The organism is uncultured Parasphingorhabdus sp. (assembly GCF_963975555.1).
Taxonomy (GTDB): domain Bacteria; phylum Pseudomonadota; class Alphaproteobacteria; order Sphingomonadales; family Sphingomonadaceae; genus Parasphingorhabdus.
In genome coordinates this window covers 154,978-171,475 of sequence record NZ_CAXBHH010000004.1, presented here as the reverse complement: position 1 = coordinate 171,475, position 16,498 = coordinate 154,978, and the positions used below count along the sequence as shown (strand labels likewise).

Here is a 16,498-nt window from a genome sequence, read left to right as displayed (position 1 = left end):
TATGCTCTGCTTTCTCTTCGCCTCACTTGTCCTTGTTGTCGAAAGGACCTTTGCGCGCGGGTGGTGAAAACATCTGGGTATTTTCGCCGAGTGCTTCTTTGGCCAAAGCGCCAATGCCGCCCAATGTTCCGATCAGCTGCGTGGCTTCTATCGGGAATAATATGGTTTTGGCGTTCGGCGACGTAGCGAATTTTTCGACTGCCTTCACATAATCCTGAGCGACAAAATAGTTGATCGCCTGTGCGTTGCCGCCGGCAATCGCCTCGGACACCATCTGGGTTGCTTTTGCTTCGGCCTGAGCCTCACGTTCGCGGGCTTCTGCGTCGAGGAAGGCTGCTTCCTTGCGGCCTTCAGCCTGCAAGATCTGGCCCTGCTTCTCGCCTTCGGAGCGCAGGATTTCGGAAGCGCGTGCGCCTTCGGCATCGAGGATGTTGGCGCGTTTTTCACGTTCTGCCTTCATCTGTCGGGCCATCGCGTTGATGATATCCTGCGGCGGACGGATGTCCTTGATCTCGACCCGGGTGATCTTGATCCCCCAGGGCGTCGTCGCATCGTCAATCACGGTCAGCAGCCGGCCGTTGATCTCGTCGCGCTTGGAGAGTGTTTCATCAAGGTCCATCGAACCCATCACGGTGCGCAGGTTGGTGGTGACGAGGTTGAGGATCGCGTTGTAGAGATCATTGACCTCATAGGCGGCCTTGGCTGCGTCGAGCACCTGGAAGAACACCACGCCGTCGGTGGAGATCATCGCATTGTCCTTGGTGATGATTTCCTGGCCCGGAATATCAAGCACCTGTTCCATCATGTTGACCTTGCGGCCGACGCGGTAGAGAAACGCCGGATAGAAATTGAATCCCGGCTGGGCGGTCGTCGTGAAACGGCCAAAATATTCGATTGTATAATGATAGCCCTGGCGGACGATCTTGATGCTCGCAAAAAGATAGATGATGGTGACCAATAGCACCAATAATAATAGTGAAACGCCCATTTCCATTCTCCCTTGCGAACCGTCTCATTGTCATTGATTATTTGCGGGATAATGCCAAGGAAAAAGCGAATTATTCGGGTTGGAAAAAGGGTTGCTGTTACAATGCGTTTCATTGCCGCTTTCATTTTATCGGGTCTGCTTTTCTCCGGCGCGGCACGCGCGGAGGCGATTGGCGAGGCTGACCTGCTCAAGCATATCGAGATATTGGCGAGTGACGCGTTTGAAGGGCGACAGCCCGGAACCGTCGGCGAGAACAAGACCGTCAACTATATCGCCACGCAATGGGCGGAGGCAGGGCTGAGGCCCGCAGGGGAAAAAGACAGCTGGTACAAACCGGTGACATTGGTGGAGCGTGTGCCGGAGAGCTCCCGGATAGATTTCTCCGCTGCAGCTTCGGGCAGGGCGGTGCGATTGCAACAGGATGAGCTTATCTTGCGCGGCCGGGAGGCCTCCTTCCGGCAAGCCGATATGGCCGTTGTCTTTGCCGGCTATGCGGAGGCGGCAGAGGATAGCCCGTCGGTCGCGGGAAAGCTGGTCGTGCTGCCGAGCACGCCACCGGAAGACAGGGACGAGTTGCCGGATTTTCGAACTCGAAAAATGCAGTTGATCCAGGCCGGCGCGGTCGGGGTGATTTCGATCCTTGAAGATCAGGACCGCTGGTCGCGACTTCAGCGCTTCTATCAGCGAGGATCGACGACATTGGCTGATCCGGAAAATCATGCGGCGCTCGAAGGGGTGATCAGCCTCGACCAGTTCAGGAAGTTGATCAAGCAATCCGGACTTGATGCCGACAGGCTGCTGGAGGAGACCGCTTCCATCTCGGTGCTTGACCTTGATCTGAGCGCGGACGCGACGGCCAGGACCCGGGTTCGATCCTATGTGTCGCACAATGTGATCGGAAAAATCCCCGGCACCAGTCCTGCGAACGGGGCGGTGCTGTTCGTGGGGCATTGGGACCATTTCGGAATATGCCGGGTGGAAGATCCGCTGGCGCCCGAGCAAGACCGGATCTGCAATGGCGCAGTGGATAATGCCAGCGGCATTTCTTTGCTGATCGAAACGGCCAAGCGCCTGTCCGGCGGAGATCATGACCGGGACATATATTTTCTGGCGACCACCGCCGAGGAGAAGGGCCTGCTTGGTGCGCGGGCATTTGTCAGCGACCCGCCAATCGCACTCGAAAATTTCGTTGCGGTTTTCAACGCCGATACCATCGCGCTTTCGGACGACGGGCAGAAAATTGCAGCTGTCGGTCTGGGCCAGTCCGCGCTCGACAAGGATATCGAGATGCTCGCCGCACAAGAGGGGCGGGAGATTGACCGTAGCGGCAAATCGGATGCCTATCTCAAGCGTCAGGACGGCTATGTTTTTCTGGAGCGCGGCCTTCCGGCCTATATGATTACCAGCGCTTTCGCCGACGAGGACAGGCTCAAGGCCTATATTGAGGGGCCCTATCATGATGTTAGCGATGAGGTGAATGAGGGATTGATGCTGGCAGGAGCGGCTGCCGACGCCAATTTTCACGTCGCGCTGGGCCGTTATTTCTCCTCCACCGCAACATATCCCGGATTAGCCACTAGCGGCGGAGCCGATAACTGATTACATGGGCCGCCACAGAATCAAATTCAGACATCGGAAAGTGGCGACAATGAGCAGGTCAGGCAAACATAAAGAAATTCGATTGGGACTGACTTTTGACGACGTTCTGCTGCGGCCAGCCGCTTCCGAGATCGTACCGAGCCAGGCCAATACAAAAACCCGCCTGACCAAGCTGATCGGGCTCAATATCCCGGTTCTTTCATCCGCCATGGATACGGTGACCGAGTCGGACATGGCGATCGTCATGGCGCAGATGGGCGGCATTGGTGTTTTGCATCGCAACCTCACCGTCGAACAACAGACCGCTGCCGTGCGGCAGGTAAAGCGTTTTGAATCCGGCATGGTAGTCAATCCGATCACCATCGCACCCGATGCAACCCTTGCAGAAGCGCAGGCGACCATGGAGCAGAACCGGATTTCCGGAATTCCCGTGGTCGAGAAATCGGGCAAACTGGTCGGCATATTGACCAATCGCGATGTCCGTTTTGCCGAAAATCCCAAACAGCTGATTTCCGAGCTGATGACCAAGGACAATCTGGCGACCGTTCCGGCCGGGGTAAGTCAGGAAGAAGCGCGGCGTACGTTGCACCAGCGGCGCATCGAGAAATTGCTGGTGGTCGACAATGACTATCGCTGCGTTGGCCTGATCACGGTCAAGGATATCGAGAAAGCGGTCACCTATCCCAATGCCACCAAGGACGAAACCGGACGTTTGCGCGTTGCGGCGGCGTCGACCGTTGGTGAAAGCGGACTCGAGCGGACCCAGGCGCTGATCGATGCAGAATGTGATCTGATCGTGGTTGATACCGCCCATGGTCACAGCGCGATGGTTGCTCGGGCCGTGGAAGATATCAAGAAACGATCGAACAATACCCAGATCATTGCCGGTAATGTGGCCACCGCTGCGGCGACCCGCGCGCTGATCGACGCAGGGGCAGACGGTATCAAGGTCGGCATCGGACCCGGTTCTATCTGTACCACTCGAGTCGTCGCCGGCGTGGGCGTTCCCCAGCTGACCGCGATCATGGAATGTGCGGAAGAAGCCGAGAAGTCCGGTATCCCGGTCATCGCCGATGGCGGATTGCGGACATCGGGCGATGTTGCCAAGGCGCTGGCCGCCGGTGCATCTGCCGTGATGATCGGATCGCTGCTCGCCGGAACCGAAGAAGCGCCGGGCGAGACATTTCTCTATCAGGGCCGTGCTTACAAAAGCTATCGCGGCATGGGGTCGGTCGGCGCAATGGCGCGCGGATCGGCGGACCGCTATTTCCAGCAGGATATCAAGGACCAGATGAAACTGGTGCCGGAAGGTATCGAAGGGCAGGTGCCGTTCAAGGGCCCTGCGCGCGATGTCATTCATCAGCTGGTCGGCGGTGTGAAAGCGGCCATGGGCTATACCGGTTCGGCGACGCTCGAAGATCTTCGCGATCGGGCCGAGTTCATCCGGATTACCAACGCCGGATTGCAGGAAAGCCACGTCCATGACGTAGCGATCACCAGAGAAGCGCCAAATTATCCCACGCGTTAGGAGCTTTGCATGGATCTCATAATCGAGGCGAAAATATTGCTGCTGATGTTTGTCTGGCCTGCGGGGCAGACGGATGCCAGACCGCTTTGGACGAATGACGTTTATTCGACGTTCGAAAGTTGTGAGGAATCCGCTTCCGAGCGCAAGACGATGGTCGAGAGGGAATATGGATCGGATGCACGGATAGTATATTATTGTTTCGACGCCGACGATCGCATGGACAAGTGACCCCTTCGGCAAGGCTGCAAGCCGCGATAGAGATGCTCGACTGGATCATCGCCGCGGCGCGCGACAATGGGGCGTCTGCCGATAATATCGCGAAGAAATTCTTCAAAGAGCGCCGCTATGCCGGATCGGGTGATCGTCGCGCTATTCGCGAACTGGTCTATTCCGCCATCCGGCGCTGGGGAGACCGGCCGGAAAGCGGCAGGCAGGCCTTGCTTGGTCTGGTGGCGGAACAGCCCGAGTTGCGTGAGCTTTTTAGCGGTTCAAATTATGGCCCTGCGGCGATTGCAGAAGGTGAACCGGTCGCTAGCGGTGCGCAGATTCCAGACTGGCTGGCGGACAGGTTCGCCAGTTTGATCGACGAAACCGAACGAACTCCCTTGTTCGATCGTGCGCCGCTGCACGTCCGGGTCAACGGGCATCGCTCAACGGATATGGAAGTCAAATCGGCCTGGCCGGAAGCAGTCGCTTTGGCCTTGCCGCATGGTTATGAGCTTCCGGCGGGAAGCCAGCTGGAAGACAAGGCGCTCTTTCGCGAAGGCGCCATCGAGATTCAGGATCTCGGCAGTCAGGCCATCGCGATGGCAGGCGCTGCTGCCAAGCCGGCTCTGGTTCTCGATCTATGTGCAGGAGCCGGCGGCAAAACCCTCGCATTGGCGGCCATGCTGCCTCCGGAGAGCAAGATTATCGCAGCGGACACGGATCGCGGCCGGTTGAGCCGGATAGAGCCCCGCAAGCGCAGAGCCAGTGCCCGCAATATCGAGACAATTTTGCTCGCACCGGGCAATGAAATAGAATCGCTTGGCCATCTGAAAGCCAGTTGCGATCTGGTGTTGATCGATGCGCCATGCAGCGGGACTGGAACCTGGCGGCGCAATCCCGAATTGCGCTGGCGGATGTCGCCAAAGCGGCTCGATCACACGACAGAATTGCAGCAGCGGCTGATGGAGTTGGGTAGCGAGATGGTGAAGCCCGGCGGCAGGCTTGTTTACGCCGTTTGCTCGCTTCTTGATGCAGAAGGCGGTGACCAGACGGACAAGTTTCTCGAGAACCATCCGCAATGGCAGGAAATATCGATTGATTTGCCGGTTGGCCGCCCATATCGTAAAGGCACACTTCTCTCACCGCATCATGACGGAACGGATGGCTTTTATTTTACGTGCCTCGAAAAATTGTGAAAGCAAATCATGTTAAGCCAGCATGCAGGTGAATCTGGCTATGGTCGCGAGAGTTTATTGGAGCTGATTATGCGTTTTTCACCGGCTGTTATTGCCTTGTCTCTTGTTTTTGTTACTGTTTCCAGCGCCAGTTTCGGCCAGGCTGCCGATATAGAAATCAAGCAGCGCTCGGTCGAATATATGCAATTGGGTGAAGCCGCGCAGAAACGTGGCGAGCTCGATCTTGCAGCGGACCTTTATGAAACATCGCTGGTCGTCGATCCGCGCAATGGTTCGGCCTTCATCGCTTTGGCACAAATTGCCCGCGTTCAGCAGCTGCCTGGCAAGGCGATCCGCCTGTATCGCGAGGCTCTCATATTGGATCCGAACAATCTTGATGCACTGGCGGGGCAGGGTGAGGCTCTCATCCAGCGGGGCGCGCTGGAAAAGGCCCGCGTGAACCTGTCGCGGATTGAAACCTTGTGCCGGTCGAGCTGCTCACAGAATGACCAGCTGGCGTCTGCTATCAAACTGGCAGACAAGAAACCGGTCCTATCGGCCGAAGCGGTTACGCCAAAGCCAAAAGTTGGTGATGAAGAACCGGATACCGAAACACCCTAACGGGCGTCGTTTTCCAGACGTTTAGAAGTCATAGACCAATGTTGCGCGACTGAGAGTATCGGTTTTGATACTGCCAGCTGCAGGGTTGGTTTCATGTTCTATCGTATAGGAAAAGCGTGCTGAAAGTGAACCGAGAAGCTTTGCGTCAAGCGCTGAGGTGGCATTGAATGTTGTGTTGTCACTATCGATGACGGCAACGGCCGAAGTGAAGCCTTTTGCATCGCTGGCATAAGTACCACCGGCATCATGGGAAAATTTCAGATGGTCGGAAATCTTCCAGTCCAGGTCCAGCCCAACCAATGCGGCCAGGCTGCTTTTGCTCTCTCCGTCAGCAAAGTCGGTTATCCGGATTGCAGGGCCTGCCTTGATAGCGAGCCGCAAGTCTTTGGTTTTGACCAGCTCATAGCCCAGTCCGCCTGAAACGGTGTAGCGGGCAGAATATCCCTGAAAGCGGTCCCGCTCAAATTGCGCGAGGCCATAAGCGTAAAGGCTTTCGTCGAACTTGTAATTGGGCTCGATGGTTGCGCTCAACTGATCGCGGGTCGTTACGCCGGCACTGCGTTGATAGTCGGCGCGCGCCAGAAAATTCAAACGCCATTTTATGGCGTCCTTGGCCAGTTTGATGCCGCCGGAAAGACCCAGATTGCTGGTATTCCCGGTTGAACGAAAACCTCCAAGTTCCCCCTGGCCTTTCCAATGTTCAAAGAAACCGGCCTCTTGTTTCTCGCGCAGCTCGGCTTCGGCTTTTGCTGCAAGTTGCTTATTAAAGCTCGACATGATGGCATCGATTTCGGCGTGATCATCCGGATTAGTGGCTTTCGCCAGTTTTGCGACAGCCTGAACATCCTGTTTGTTGCCGGATGCAATGGCCGCGTCGATCATTGCTTTAACCGGTGCCGGTAGTACGGCATTGGCAGGCGTGGAAATGCTGGCCGCAATGATGATTGCGACTGCGGAGGCTGTTCTGGACATAGAAAATCTCGCTTACTCGAACTAAATCAGCGGTAGAAATTCTTTCAACACCGCACGATACAGGTCCCTTTTGAAGGGAACAATCAAATCTGGCAAGCCTTGCGGATCGGTCCATTTCCAGTTTTTGAATTCGGGCTGATCGGTCTGGATATCGATATGATCGTCCTCGCCGGTGAAGCGCATCAGGAACCAGCTTTGCCGCTGGCCGCGATATTTGCCTTTCCAGATCTTGCCGAGCAACTCGTCCGGAAGGTCGTAAAGATATTCTTCGGTGCTCCGGCCAATGATCTGGACAAGGTCAGTGACGACACCGGTTTCCTCACGCAGTTCGCGCAAGGCTGCAGCTTCGGCTTTTTCGCCTTGGTCGATCCCGCCTTGCGGCATTTGCCATGCGTCGGGATATTGGCTGTCGGCCGCGTCCAGTCGCTGGCCGACGAATACCTGGCCCTCCCGGTTGGCGAGCATGATACCGGCGCAAGGGCGGTATGGGAGATTGCTATAATCGATTTTACTAAGCCTTTCAAAAATGTCCTGCTGCGCGGGTTTCCCTGAAGAAGTCAGACGAATCCCTGTAGCGCGACAGGACAAGAAGTTTGGCGGCGTTTATAGCGCATTTATCGCTGCCTAACCAAGCTACACTTGATGCAGGCTTCAACCATTTGCATCCGCTGCAAATAATAGGGAAAAGCTACCGATATTCTGACAAATTCCGGCAAGCGTTCCGCTCTATGATTCCAGCGATGCGAGCAATGTATTCCAGGCTGCAATCATTGTGTCGACATCCTGCTGCGCTGACGGCACGGCCTTGCGGAGATTGATGAAGCCATGAACATTGCCGGCCATTTCGATGAAATGCGTGTTCACGCCGTGGCGGATCAAATCGGCAGCATAATCGCGTCCCTGATCGCGCAACGGATCCAGACCGGCGGTGATCAGCACCGTTGGCGGCGATTTGGCAAGGTCTCCGAGATAGGGTGATACGTGAATGTCATCGTCCTTCGGCGCATAATGGCTGTCGAAATATTCCATGCTCGCCTTGGTGAGCAGAAAGCCTTCGGCGAATTCGTCCATCGATCCACCCTCTGCATCCATGCGGGTCGCTGGGTAGATGGGGAATTGGGCGACGACAGGAACCGACGCTGGTTCGGTTGCGAATATTTGTCCGACCACTAACGCAAGATTACCGCCGGCGCTATCGCCGCAGGGGATCAATCCGCTGATCTTGAGTTTGAGCTGTTGCTGATTGTCGGCAACCCAGCGAGTCGCGGCGAGACTGTCCTGCGGTGCGGCGGGGAAGGGGGCTTCCGGAGCCATGCGATAATCAACCGCTATGACCGGGATGCCTGTTTCGCGCGCGATATAGGTGCAGAAACTATGGTGGGATTCCAGGTCGCCGATGACAAAGCCGCCGCCATGGTAAAACATGATGACGGGTGTCTCCGCGCTTCTTTCGGCCTGGCTATCATATAGACGGAGCGCTATATCACCCGCCGGGCCGGGGCAGGCGATATCTTCTATCCGCGCCAGATCGACCGCGTCTGCCTCCAGCATAGTGCCCATCATATTGTACATTTCACGGGCTGTGGCGGGTTCGACCTCTGACATGAGCGGCTGGTCCGACTGGGCCATCATTGTCAAAATCATCTGCACATCGGGGCGTACATAAGCGTCAGTCATCGATCATCTCCTAGCGTTTAACTGATCGATTAGATCAGGCTATGATCACTAGGCAAGCGCTAATCGGGACGCGCGTCCCAAACAAATGCTTTATCCCTATTAGTTTTTGTGGTTTGAAGCAGCGTGCATAGCTGCTCTAGAGCGGCTTATGTAATATAAATAAAAGGCACGGAAAATCCATTATGGCCACCGCATTGAAGCAGGAAGAATCGAATAGTCCCTCTCAAGACAACGCTGAAAATGTTGTTGTCCGTTTCGCCGGCGATAGCGGCGACGGGATGCAGTTGACCGGAGGGCAGTTCACCCTGTCGACGGCGCTGGCGGGGAGCGACCTTGCGACTTTCCCCGATTTTCCTGCTGAAATCCGGGCGCCACAAGGCACATTGTTCGGTGTTTCCGCGTTCCAGATCAACTTCGGCAGTCGCGCGATTGAAACCGCTGGTGATCAGCCCGATGTGTTGATCGCGATGAACCCGGCGGCGCTGAAGACCAATGTCGATGCCTTGCGGGCGGGCGGTCTGATCATCGCTGATGCCGGCGAGTTCGGAAAACGGAACCTCGACAAGGCGAAATATGAGAATAATCCGCTGGAAGACGGATCCCTGGCGAAATGGCAATTGCTCAAGCTGGATATTTCCGCGCTGACGCTCGAAGCGGTGAAGCCGTTCGGGCTGGGTAACAAGGAAGCCCTGCGCTGCAAGAATATGTGGACGCTGGGTCTCGCACTGTGGATGTTCGAGCGCGACCGGCAACCGATTGTCGAATGGCTGAAAGGCAAATTTGCGAAATTGCCGGATGTTGCGGAAGCCAATATTGCGGCGCTCAACGCGGGCCATGCTTATGGCGAAACGGCGGAGCTGTCTGGTGACGGTCTTGGCAGTGGCCATTTGACTTCGCGCACGGTCGGCGCCGCTCCCTCGGCACCGGGTAAATATCGCACGGTGACGGGCGCAGAGGCGCTGTCGCTCGGTCTGGTCGCTGGCGCGCAACTGGCTGGCTTGCCGATGTTCTTTGGCGGTTATCCGATCACGCCAGCTTCGGCGATCCTGCATCACCTGTCGCGGCTGAAAGAATTCGGCGTGACCACATTCCAGGCAGAAGACGAAATTGCAGCCATCGCGGCGGCGATCGGCGCGAGCTATGCCGGTAAACTCGGTATTACGTCATCCTCCGGTCCCGGCATTGCGCTGAAAGGCGAGGCGATGGGACTGGCGATCATGACCGAACTTCCTTTGGTCATTGTCAATTCGCAGCGCGGCGGACCTTCGACCGGACTGCCGACCAAGACCGAGCAATCGGATCTCTATCAGGCTGTCTATGGCCGCAACGGCGATGCGCCGATGCCGGTCATTGCAGCGCGCTCGCCCAGCGATGCCTTTGAATGCGCAATCGAGGCGGTGCGGATTGCGGTACAATATATGACCCCGGTCATGCTGCTCACCGACGGCTATATTGCCAATGCGGCAGAGCCGTGGAAAATACCGGATGTTAGTGGTCTCGAGCCATTCCCGACGACCTTCCTGGAAACGATGCCGGAAGGCGGATTGAAACCTTATTCGCGCGACGAGAAGCTGGCGCGGCCATGGATCAAGCCAGGTACGCCGGGCTTGATGCACCGTATCGGCGGCATCGAAAAGGGCATTGATACCGGGCATATTGATTATGGCGCGGCCAATCATCAGAAGATGACTGAAATCCGCCGCGACAAGGTGCTGGGCGTAGCGGACAGTATCCCGGATCAGGATGTTGCGCTGGGCAAGGCTGGCGGCAAGCTGGCGGTTGTCGGCTGGGGTTCGACCTTCGGGCCGATCCATCAGGCGGTCCGCCGGGCTGTTGAAGCGGGCAAGGATGTCGCCCATATCCACATCAGGAATATCTGGCCGATGCCGAAAAATCTCGGTGACTTGCTGAAAAGCTACGACCGTGTGATCGTACCGGAAATGAATATGGGACAGCTAAAAACCTTGTTGCGCGACCAATTTCTGGTTGATGCGAAACCGGTGACCAAGGTTTCCGGCCAGCCGTTTACCATCGCCGAGATCGAGACGGCGATTGAGGAGAATCTGTCATGAACGAGATGACCAAAATCACGACCACGCTGAAAGACTGGGAAACCGATCAGGAAGTACGCTGGTGCCCCGGTTGCGGCGATTACGCGATCCTGAAGGCCGTGCAGCGCACCATGCCCGATCTGGGTGCTGATCCGTCCAAGACGGTTTTTGTCAGCGGTATCGGCTGCTCCTCGCGCTTTCCTTATTATATGGAGACCTATGGTTTCCATACGATCCACGGTCGCGCGCCCGCGGTTGCAACCGGCGTGAAGCTGGCCAATCCGGAACTGGACGTCTGGATCATCACCGGCGACGGCGACGCGCTGTCGATCGGCGGCAACCACACGATGCACTTGCTGCGCCGCAATCTCGATTGCCAGGTGATGCTGTTCAACAATGAAATTTACGGACTGACCAAGGGTCAATATTCGCCGACCAGCCGTCAGGGCACGCAAAGCCCCTCGACGCCTTATGGTTCGGTCGACCGGCCCGCATCGCCCTGTGCCTTTGCGCTGGGTGCCGGTGCACGCTTCGTTGCGCGCGGTATCGATATCCACAAGGGCCTGCCCGACGTTCTCAAGGCGGCCCATGCCCACAAAGGCACGTCCTTCATCGAGATTTTCCAGAATTGCATCGTCTATAACAAGGATGTGTTCGAGGAATTTGCGGCGAAGAAAACCGCGGCCGACACGCAGCTGCATCTGATGAACGGCGAGCCGATGCTGTTTTCAAAGGGCACCAAGGGTATCACGCTGAATCGCAAGACGTTGCAGCTGGAAGTCGTCGATGTCGTCGATGGCGACTGGCAGGCAGCCGATGTGATCGTTCATGATGTCACCAACCGTTCGGTGGCGCATATGCTGATCGAAATGCAGTTCGGTGAATTCCCGATGGCATTGGGCGTGCTTTATGACGATCCGCGGCCGACGTTCGAAGCGGCTGTTGTCGCTCAGAATGAAGCTGCTGCGGCTGGCAAAACACCGGATTTGCAGGCTTTGTTGAGCAAGGGTCAGACCTGGACCGTGACCGAGGGTGGGCCGGAACTGTAAAGATTTTTGACTCGCACGAAGACACGAAGGCACTGAGACGCAGCCACTTTCACAGATGGTGTGAAGCGACTAGCCAATCAATATTATGATGGTTAGATCGGAACTTCCTTCGTGCCTTCGTGTCTTCGTGTGAGCAAAAAATTTGGATAACCTGACCCACAGCCTAGCCGGTGCCGTTCTCGGCCAGATGGGCCTCAAGACAAAAACCGGCCTCGGCATGGCGACGCTGATCATCGCCGCCAATATTCCCGATATCGATGCGGTGGCGACCTTGCTCGACGGGGTACAGCATTTGGCTATCCGGCGCGGGATTACCCACGGGCCGATCGCAATGCTGGTGCTGCCCTTGTTGCTGACCGGGATCATGATATGGTTTGACCGCTGGCAGACGAAGCGCGGGAAGCGGCCCGTGGACCGGTTACCGATCCATAAGGGCTGGTTGCTGGCTCTCGCCTATATCGGTTGTCTCAGCCATCCGGCGCTGGACTGGCTCAACAGCTATGGCATCCGCCTGCTGGAGCCGTTCTCGTCGCAATGGTTTTACGGTGACAGCATCTTCATCATCGATATCTGGATCTGGGTTGCGTTGATTGCCGGTGTCTGGCTTTCGCGACGACGGGAGAAAAAGGGCGGCGGCGCTTGGCAGCGTCCGGCATGGATCAGCTTTGCTACAGTCTGCGCCTACATCTTTGCCAATGGCCTGATCACCGGCAAGGCGGAGGCAGAGACCAAATCGCTGCTCGATAGTGATGTTGCTGAAACACAAGCCTCCGGTCCAATATCGGGCGCGCCGGAAATGGTTGTAGCCAATCCGCTTCCGCTCCAGTTCTGGAAGCGGGAAATATTATGGCGCAATGAATCCGCTTACGGGTCTGGATCCTATAGTCTTTTTGATGGGCTGGTATTGGGCGAGAAGCGTGGAATTCCCGGAAACAGCGCGTCTCTCGCACGGGAAATGGCAAGGTCCAGCACCGATGCGGCCGCATTTCTATTCTGGTCAAGGATGCCGGTCATCAAGGCGGTCGGTGCCCGTGTGACCATCAGAGACCAGCGCTTCATGGACCCGCTGGTCGGCGACCGGTTCACCGTCCGGGCCAATGTCCACAAGGACAGGTTGGAACAAGCGCTTCCCTGAGACATGGGAAGGATATGACAAAACCATCCATCATCTGGTTCCGCCGCGACCTGCGTCTGGCCGATCAAGCTGCCGTCATCGCGGCGGCTTCAAACGGTCCGGTCATTCCGGTCTATATTCTCGACGACGAAACGCCCAGACACCGCATCATGGGCGGGGCTTCGCGCTGGTGGCTGCACCGGTCATTGGAAGATTTGGAAGCATGTTTTCAGGCTTTGGGATCGCGTCTGATCCTGCGCCGAGGAGCCGCTGCAGAGCATTTGGCCGAAATTGTCAAATCGACCGGCGCGGATGAAATTCATGCCCTGCATCATTATGAGCCATGGTGGCGCAATGCCGAACGAATGTTGGAAAAGTCACTCGGCGATGAGGCGCGCTTGATCCTGCATGACGGCAATTATCTGCTGCCGCCCGGGACGGTTACCACAGGGGCCGGCACACCCTATAAAATCTACACGCCTTTCTGGAAGGCGCTGCGCCAGCATATGCCGCCGGGGGAGCCCGTTCCGGCACCCGATAGTCTCGATACACCGGACAGCTGGCCGGATAGCGATGCTCTGGGCGACTGGGGGCTATTGCCGACCAAGCCGGACTGGGCGGCAGCCTTCGGCGACCACTGGCAACCCGGCGCAGCGGGCGCGGCAGATAATCTCGAGGATTTTGCCGACAAGGCGGCGGGCTATGACGAAGGCCGTAACCTGCCGTCGGAGGAACTGGTGTCCCGCCTGTCACCGCATCTGCATTTTGGCGAGATCAGCCCGGCGACCGTCTGGAACCGGTTGGCGGGGCAGGGGAGCGCGGTGGAAACCTATCTCAAGGAGCTGGTCTGGCGCGACTATGCGCAAAATGTGATCGATCAATATCCGCAATATGGCGGCGAGAGCTATCGCGAGAAAATGCGCGCCTTGCCGTGGCGCGATATGGACGATGATGCGGTGAAAACTGACTTCAACGCCTGGTGCGAGGGCAAAACCGGCTATCCGATTGTCGATGCCGGGATGCGGGAATTGTGGGTGACCGGCTGGATGCACAATCGGGTGCGGATGATCGCGGCCAGTTTTCTGATCAAACATCTGCTGATCGACTGGCGCGAGGGCGAGAAATGGTTCTGGGACACTTTGGTCGATGCAGATTACGCGTCCAACAGCGTCAACTGGCAATGGGTGTCGGGCACCGGTGTCGACAGCAACATGTTCGTCCGGATCATGGCGCCGCTCAGCCAGTCGGAAAAGTTCGATGCCGGAGACTATATCCGGCGATGGGTTCCGGAATTGACCGAAATTGACAATCCCTATATTCATGATCCGGAAGAATCCGGATGCAAACCGGCAAATTATCCGGCTAAGATCATCGGCCATCGGGCAGGGCGTGAAAGGGCGCTCTCGGCTTATCAGGAGGTGAAATAATGACTGATCGGATGAGTGGAAAATTCTGTGTAGTGACCGGCGCCGCGCGCGGCATCGGCAAGGCGATCGCCAAGGCTTTCGTCGATGAAGGCGCGACGGTGCTGCTAACCGATTGCGATGAAGAGACATTGGGGGCGACCGGTGAGGAACTGGATTGCGAGACACTGGTTCTGAACGTGCAGGAGGAGGCCGAGTGGGCACGGCTTGCCTCTCTATATCCGGTTGCAGATGTTGTCGTAAACAATGCCGGTGTGACCGGTTTCGAAAATGGTATCGGTCCGCACGACCCGGAGAATGCATCGCTCGAAGACTGGCGCGCGGTGCACCGTGTCAATCTCGACGGGACCTTTCTCGGTTGCCGCTATGCGATCCGGGCAATGAAGGCCAAGGGCAATGGCTCGATCATCAATATCTCGTCGCGATCGGGGCTGGTCGGTATTCCCGGCGCTGCCGCCTATGCCTCCTCCAAGGCGGCCATTCGTAATCACAGCAAATCGGTCGCGCTCTATTGTGCGCAACAGGGCTGGCAAATTCGTTGCAATTCGATCCACCCGGCCGCGATCATGACGCCAATGTGGGAACCGATGCTGGGCGAAGGCGCCGCGCGGGCGGAGTCGGAAGCCGCCCTGGTCCGCGACACGCCGTTACGGCGCTTCGGCAAGGGTAGTGAAGTGGCGGCTATCGCTGTTCTGCTGGCATCCGACGAAGCGGGTTATATCACTGGATCGGAACTGAATATCGACGGCGGCATTCTCGCCGGGTCCGCAGCCGCACCGGGAAGCTGAACTAAGGGATAGTTCTACGTTGCCAAGCGCTTAGCGCTGGTCCATATTTGCGCCCATGAACGTCGAAACTCCCAAACGCGGGCAACATCTGCTCGATGCGCGCAAACGCTTCGCCACCGGCGGAGGATTTTTCGCGCGCCTGTTCGCGCCCGGCTTTCATCATATTCTCGACCGGATCGATGCCGGCATGGACCATGGCACGTTCGAGGGAAAACTGCCCGACGGGACCACCAGGATATTGGGCGGCCGTGGTGAAGGACCGATGGCGGAAATAAACCTGCACAGCTGGAACGCACTGCTGCGGCTAATCAACGGCGGGTCGGTCGGCTGGTACCGGGCCTGGGAACTTGGCGAATGGGACAGTCCCGATCTGGTGTCGGTGTTCGACCTGTTCACCCGCAATCGAAAGGGGCTGAAAAGCACAGGACGTGCATCGGGTTTCTTCAACTGGGTCGTCAAGCGGCGGCACCAGAAGCGCGACAATGACAAAAGGCGCGCGCGGCAGAATATTCAATATCATTATGATCTCGGCAATGATTTCTACCAGCTCTGGCTGGACGAAAGCATGAGCTATTCCAGCGCCATTTTTGCCGATCCGGCAGATAGTCTGGAGCATGCACAGCGCAATAAAATTGATGCAATAGCGCAGCGATTGGCGACCAAGACCGGTAACAGCGTGCTGGAAATCGGCTGCGGCTGGGGCTCGCTGTCGGGCAGTCTGGCGCGCGACCATGGTCTGGAAGTGACCGGCATTTCGCTATCCGATGAACAGACGGCATGGGCGCGGGATCATCATCCGGAGGCGCAATTTCTGATCCAGGACTATCGCGATGTCGAAGGGCAGTTTGATGCCATCGCCAGCGTCGAGATGGTTGAAGCGGTCGGCCAGCAATATTGGCCCGATTTCCTCGACTGTATCGCTCGCAATCTGAAGCCCGGCGGCCGGGCGGCCCTGCAATATATCTGTATCGCGGACGATATTTTCGAACAATATGCAGCCAGTGCCGACTTCATCCAGACTTATATTTTTCCCGGTGGCATGTTGCTGTCGGAGAGTCGCTTTCGCGCGCTGGCCGAAGCCCGGGGCCTGCAATGGACCGATCAGAAAAACTTCGGCCTCGACTATGCGGAGACGCTCAAAATCTGGGGCGAGCGCTTTGACGAGGCGGTCGATCGCGGGGACTTGCCGACCGGTTTTGACGAGCATTTCGTCCGGCTGTGGCGCTATTATCTCGCATATTGCGAGGGCGGGTTTCGTGGTGGCGGCATCGATGTCGCTCAGGTAACGTTGATAAAATAATGAAA

Annotated in this window: 15 protein-coding genes; 11 read left to right on the top strand and 4 right to left on the bottom strand. The window is 57.1% G+C overall.

Annotated features, from left to right (window positions below; translation table 11 throughout):
• Positions 1 to 22: 22 nt before the first annotated feature.
• Positions 23 to 988 (bottom strand): SPFH domain-containing protein, encoded by a 966-nt coding sequence (locus AAC060_RS10625; RefSeq protein WP_339825914.1) that lies wholly within the window; start codon positions 986 to 988, stop codon positions 23 to 25.
• Positions 989 to 1,090: 102 nt separating this feature from the next.
• On the opposite strand from AAC060_RS10625, the gene AAC060_RS10620 reads away from it, so the two are divergent.
• The 5 genes from AAC060_RS10620 (at position 1,091) to AAC060_RS10600 (ending at position 6,118) form a co-directional block, all read left to right on the top strand.
• On the top strand, positions 1,091 to 2,587 hold the full coding sequence (locus AAC060_RS10620; RefSeq protein ID WP_339825912.1) for a M28 family peptidase: 1,497 nt from the start codon (positions 1,091 to 1,093) through the stop codon (positions 2,585 to 2,587).
• A 49-nt stretch (positions 2,588 to 2,636) separates the two neighbouring features.
• Entirely contained in the window at positions 2,637 to 4,115 is a 1,479-nt protein-coding gene (gene guaB / locus AAC060_RS10615) for an IMP dehydrogenase (RefSeq protein ID WP_339825909.1), read from the top strand.
• A gap of 9 nt (positions 4,116 to 4,124) precedes the next feature.
• The gene (locus AAC060_RS10610) at positions 4,125 to 4,343 is read left to right on the top strand and encodes a hypothetical protein (RefSeq protein ID WP_339825906.1); all 219 of its coding nucleotides are present in this window, start codon (positions 4,125 to 4,127) and stop codon (positions 4,341 to 4,343) included.
• Positions 4,340 to 5,518: an RsmB/NOP family class I SAM-dependent RNA methyltransferase gene (locus AAC060_RS10605; protein ID WP_339825904.1), complete on the top strand. Its 1,179-nt coding sequence runs from the start codon at positions 4,340 to 4,342 to the stop codon at positions 5,516 to 5,518. Before AAC060_RS10610 ends, AAC060_RS10605 begins: the two co-directional genes overlap by 4 nt.
• A 69-nt stretch (positions 5,519 to 5,587) precedes the next feature.
• Positions 5,588 to 6,118, top strand: a complete 531-nt coding sequence (locus AAC060_RS10600; RefSeq protein WP_339825901.1) for a tetratricopeptide repeat protein — start codon at positions 5,588 to 5,590, stop codon at positions 6,116 to 6,118.
• A gap of 21 nt (positions 6,119 to 6,139) precedes the next feature.
• On the opposite strand, the gene AAC060_RS10595 is transcribed toward AAC060_RS10600, so the two are convergent.
• From AAC060_RS10595 to AAC060_RS10585, 3 genes are all read right to left on the bottom strand, one after another.
• Positions 6,140 to 7,090, bottom strand: coding sequence for a DUF481 domain-containing protein (locus AAC060_RS10595; protein WP_339825898.1), 951 nt, complete (start codon positions 7,088 to 7,090; stop codon positions 6,140 to 6,142).
• A 21-nt stretch (positions 7,091 to 7,111) separates the two neighbouring features.
• Entirely contained in the window at positions 7,112 to 7,597 is a 486-nt protein-coding gene (locus AAC060_RS10590) for an RNA pyrophosphohydrolase (RefSeq protein WP_339826334.1), read from the bottom strand.
• 219 nt (positions 7,598 to 7,816) lie between these two features.
• Positions 7,817 to 8,767: an alpha/beta hydrolase gene (locus AAC060_RS10585; RefSeq protein ID WP_339825896.1), complete on the bottom strand. Its 951-nt coding sequence runs from the start codon at positions 8,765 to 8,767 to the stop codon at positions 7,817 to 7,819.
• Positions 8,768 to 8,949: 182 nt separating this feature from the next.
• Here AAC060_RS10585 and AAC060_RS10580 point away from each other — a divergent pair, with 182 nt between their 5' ends.
• From AAC060_RS10580 to AAC060_RS10555, 6 genes are all read left to right on the top strand, one after another.
• Positions 8,950 to 10,839 carry a 2-oxoacid:acceptor oxidoreductase subunit alpha gene (locus AAC060_RS10580; RefSeq protein WP_339825894.1) on the top strand — a complete coding sequence of 630 codons (1,890 nt, stop codon included), beginning with the start codon at positions 8,950 to 8,952 and terminating at the stop codon, positions 10,837 to 10,839.
• Positions 10,836 to 11,867, top strand: coding sequence for a 2-oxoacid:ferredoxin oxidoreductase subunit beta (locus AAC060_RS10575; RefSeq protein WP_339825892.1), 1,032 nt, complete (start codon positions 10,836 to 10,838; stop codon positions 11,865 to 11,867). The genes AAC060_RS10580 and AAC060_RS10575 overlap by 4 nt, the downstream gene beginning before the upstream one ends.
• Positions 11,868 to 12,009: 142 nt before the next feature.
• Positions 12,010 to 13,002, top strand: coding sequence for a metal-dependent hydrolase (locus tag AAC060_RS10570; RefSeq protein ID WP_339825889.1), 993 nt, complete (start codon positions 12,010 to 12,012; stop codon positions 13,000 to 13,002).
• A 14-nt stretch (positions 13,003 to 13,016) separates the two neighbouring features.
• Positions 13,017 to 14,408 carry a deoxyribodipyrimidine photo-lyase gene (locus AAC060_RS10565; protein WP_339825887.1) on the top strand — a complete coding sequence of 464 codons (1,392 nt, stop codon included), beginning with the start codon at positions 13,017 to 13,019 and terminating at the stop codon, positions 14,406 to 14,408.
• Positions 14,408 to 15,193, top strand: a complete 786-nt coding sequence (locus AAC060_RS10560; RefSeq protein WP_339825884.1) for an SDR family oxidoreductase — start codon at positions 14,408 to 14,410, stop codon at positions 15,191 to 15,193. The genes AAC060_RS10565 and AAC060_RS10560 overlap by 1 nt, the downstream gene beginning before the upstream one ends.
• 55 nt (positions 15,194 to 15,248) lie before the next feature.
• Positions 15,249 to 16,493, top strand: a complete 1,245-nt coding sequence (locus AAC060_RS10555; protein ID WP_339825882.1) for a cyclopropane-fatty-acyl-phospholipid synthase family protein — start codon at positions 15,249 to 15,251, stop codon at positions 16,491 to 16,493.
• Positions 16,494 to 16,498: the final 5 nt, after the last annotated feature.

Coding starts and splice junctions, on each gene's coding strand:
- AAC060_RS10625 (WP_339825914.1), bottom strand. CDS start 988: ATGGGCGTTTCACTATTATTATTGGTGCTATTGGTCACCATCATCTAT.
- AAC060_RS10620 (WP_339825912.1), top strand. CDS start 1,091: ATGCGTTTCATTGCCGCTTTCATTTTATCGGGTCTGCTTTTCTCCGGC.
- guaB (WP_339825909.1), top strand. CDS start 2,637: ATGAGCAGGTCAGGCAAACATAAAGAAATTCGATTGGGACTGACTTTT.
- AAC060_RS10610 (WP_339825906.1), top strand. CDS start 4,125: ATGGATCTCATAATCGAGGCGAAAATATTGCTGCTGATGTTTGTCTGG.
- AAC060_RS10600 (WP_339825901.1), top strand. CDS start 5,588: ATGCGTTTTTCACCGGCTGTTATTGCCTTGTCTCTTGTTTTTGTTACT.
- AAC060_RS10595 (WP_339825898.1), bottom strand. CDS start 7,090: ATGTCCAGAACAGCCTCCGCAGTCGCAATCATCATTGCGGCCAGCATT.
- AAC060_RS10585 (WP_339825896.1), bottom strand. CDS start 8,767: ATGACTGACGCTTATGTACGCCCCGATGTGCAGATGATTTTGACAATG.
- AAC060_RS10580 (WP_339825894.1), top strand. CDS start 8,950: ATGGCCACCGCATTGAAGCAGGAAGAATCGAATAGTCCCTCTCAAGAC.
- AAC060_RS10575 (WP_339825892.1), top strand. CDS start 10,836: ATGAACGAGATGACCAAAATCACGACCACGCTGAAAGACTGGGAAACC.
- AAC060_RS10565 (WP_339825887.1), top strand. CDS start 13,017: ATGACAAAACCATCCATCATCTGGTTCCGCCGCGACCTGCGTCTGGCC.
- AAC060_RS10560 (WP_339825884.1), top strand. CDS start 14,408: ATGACTGATCGGATGAGTGGAAAATTCTGTGTAGTGACCGGCGCCGCG.
- AAC060_RS10555 (WP_339825882.1), top strand. CDS start 15,249: ATGAACGTCGAAACTCCCAAACGCGGGCAACATCTGCTCGATGCGCGC.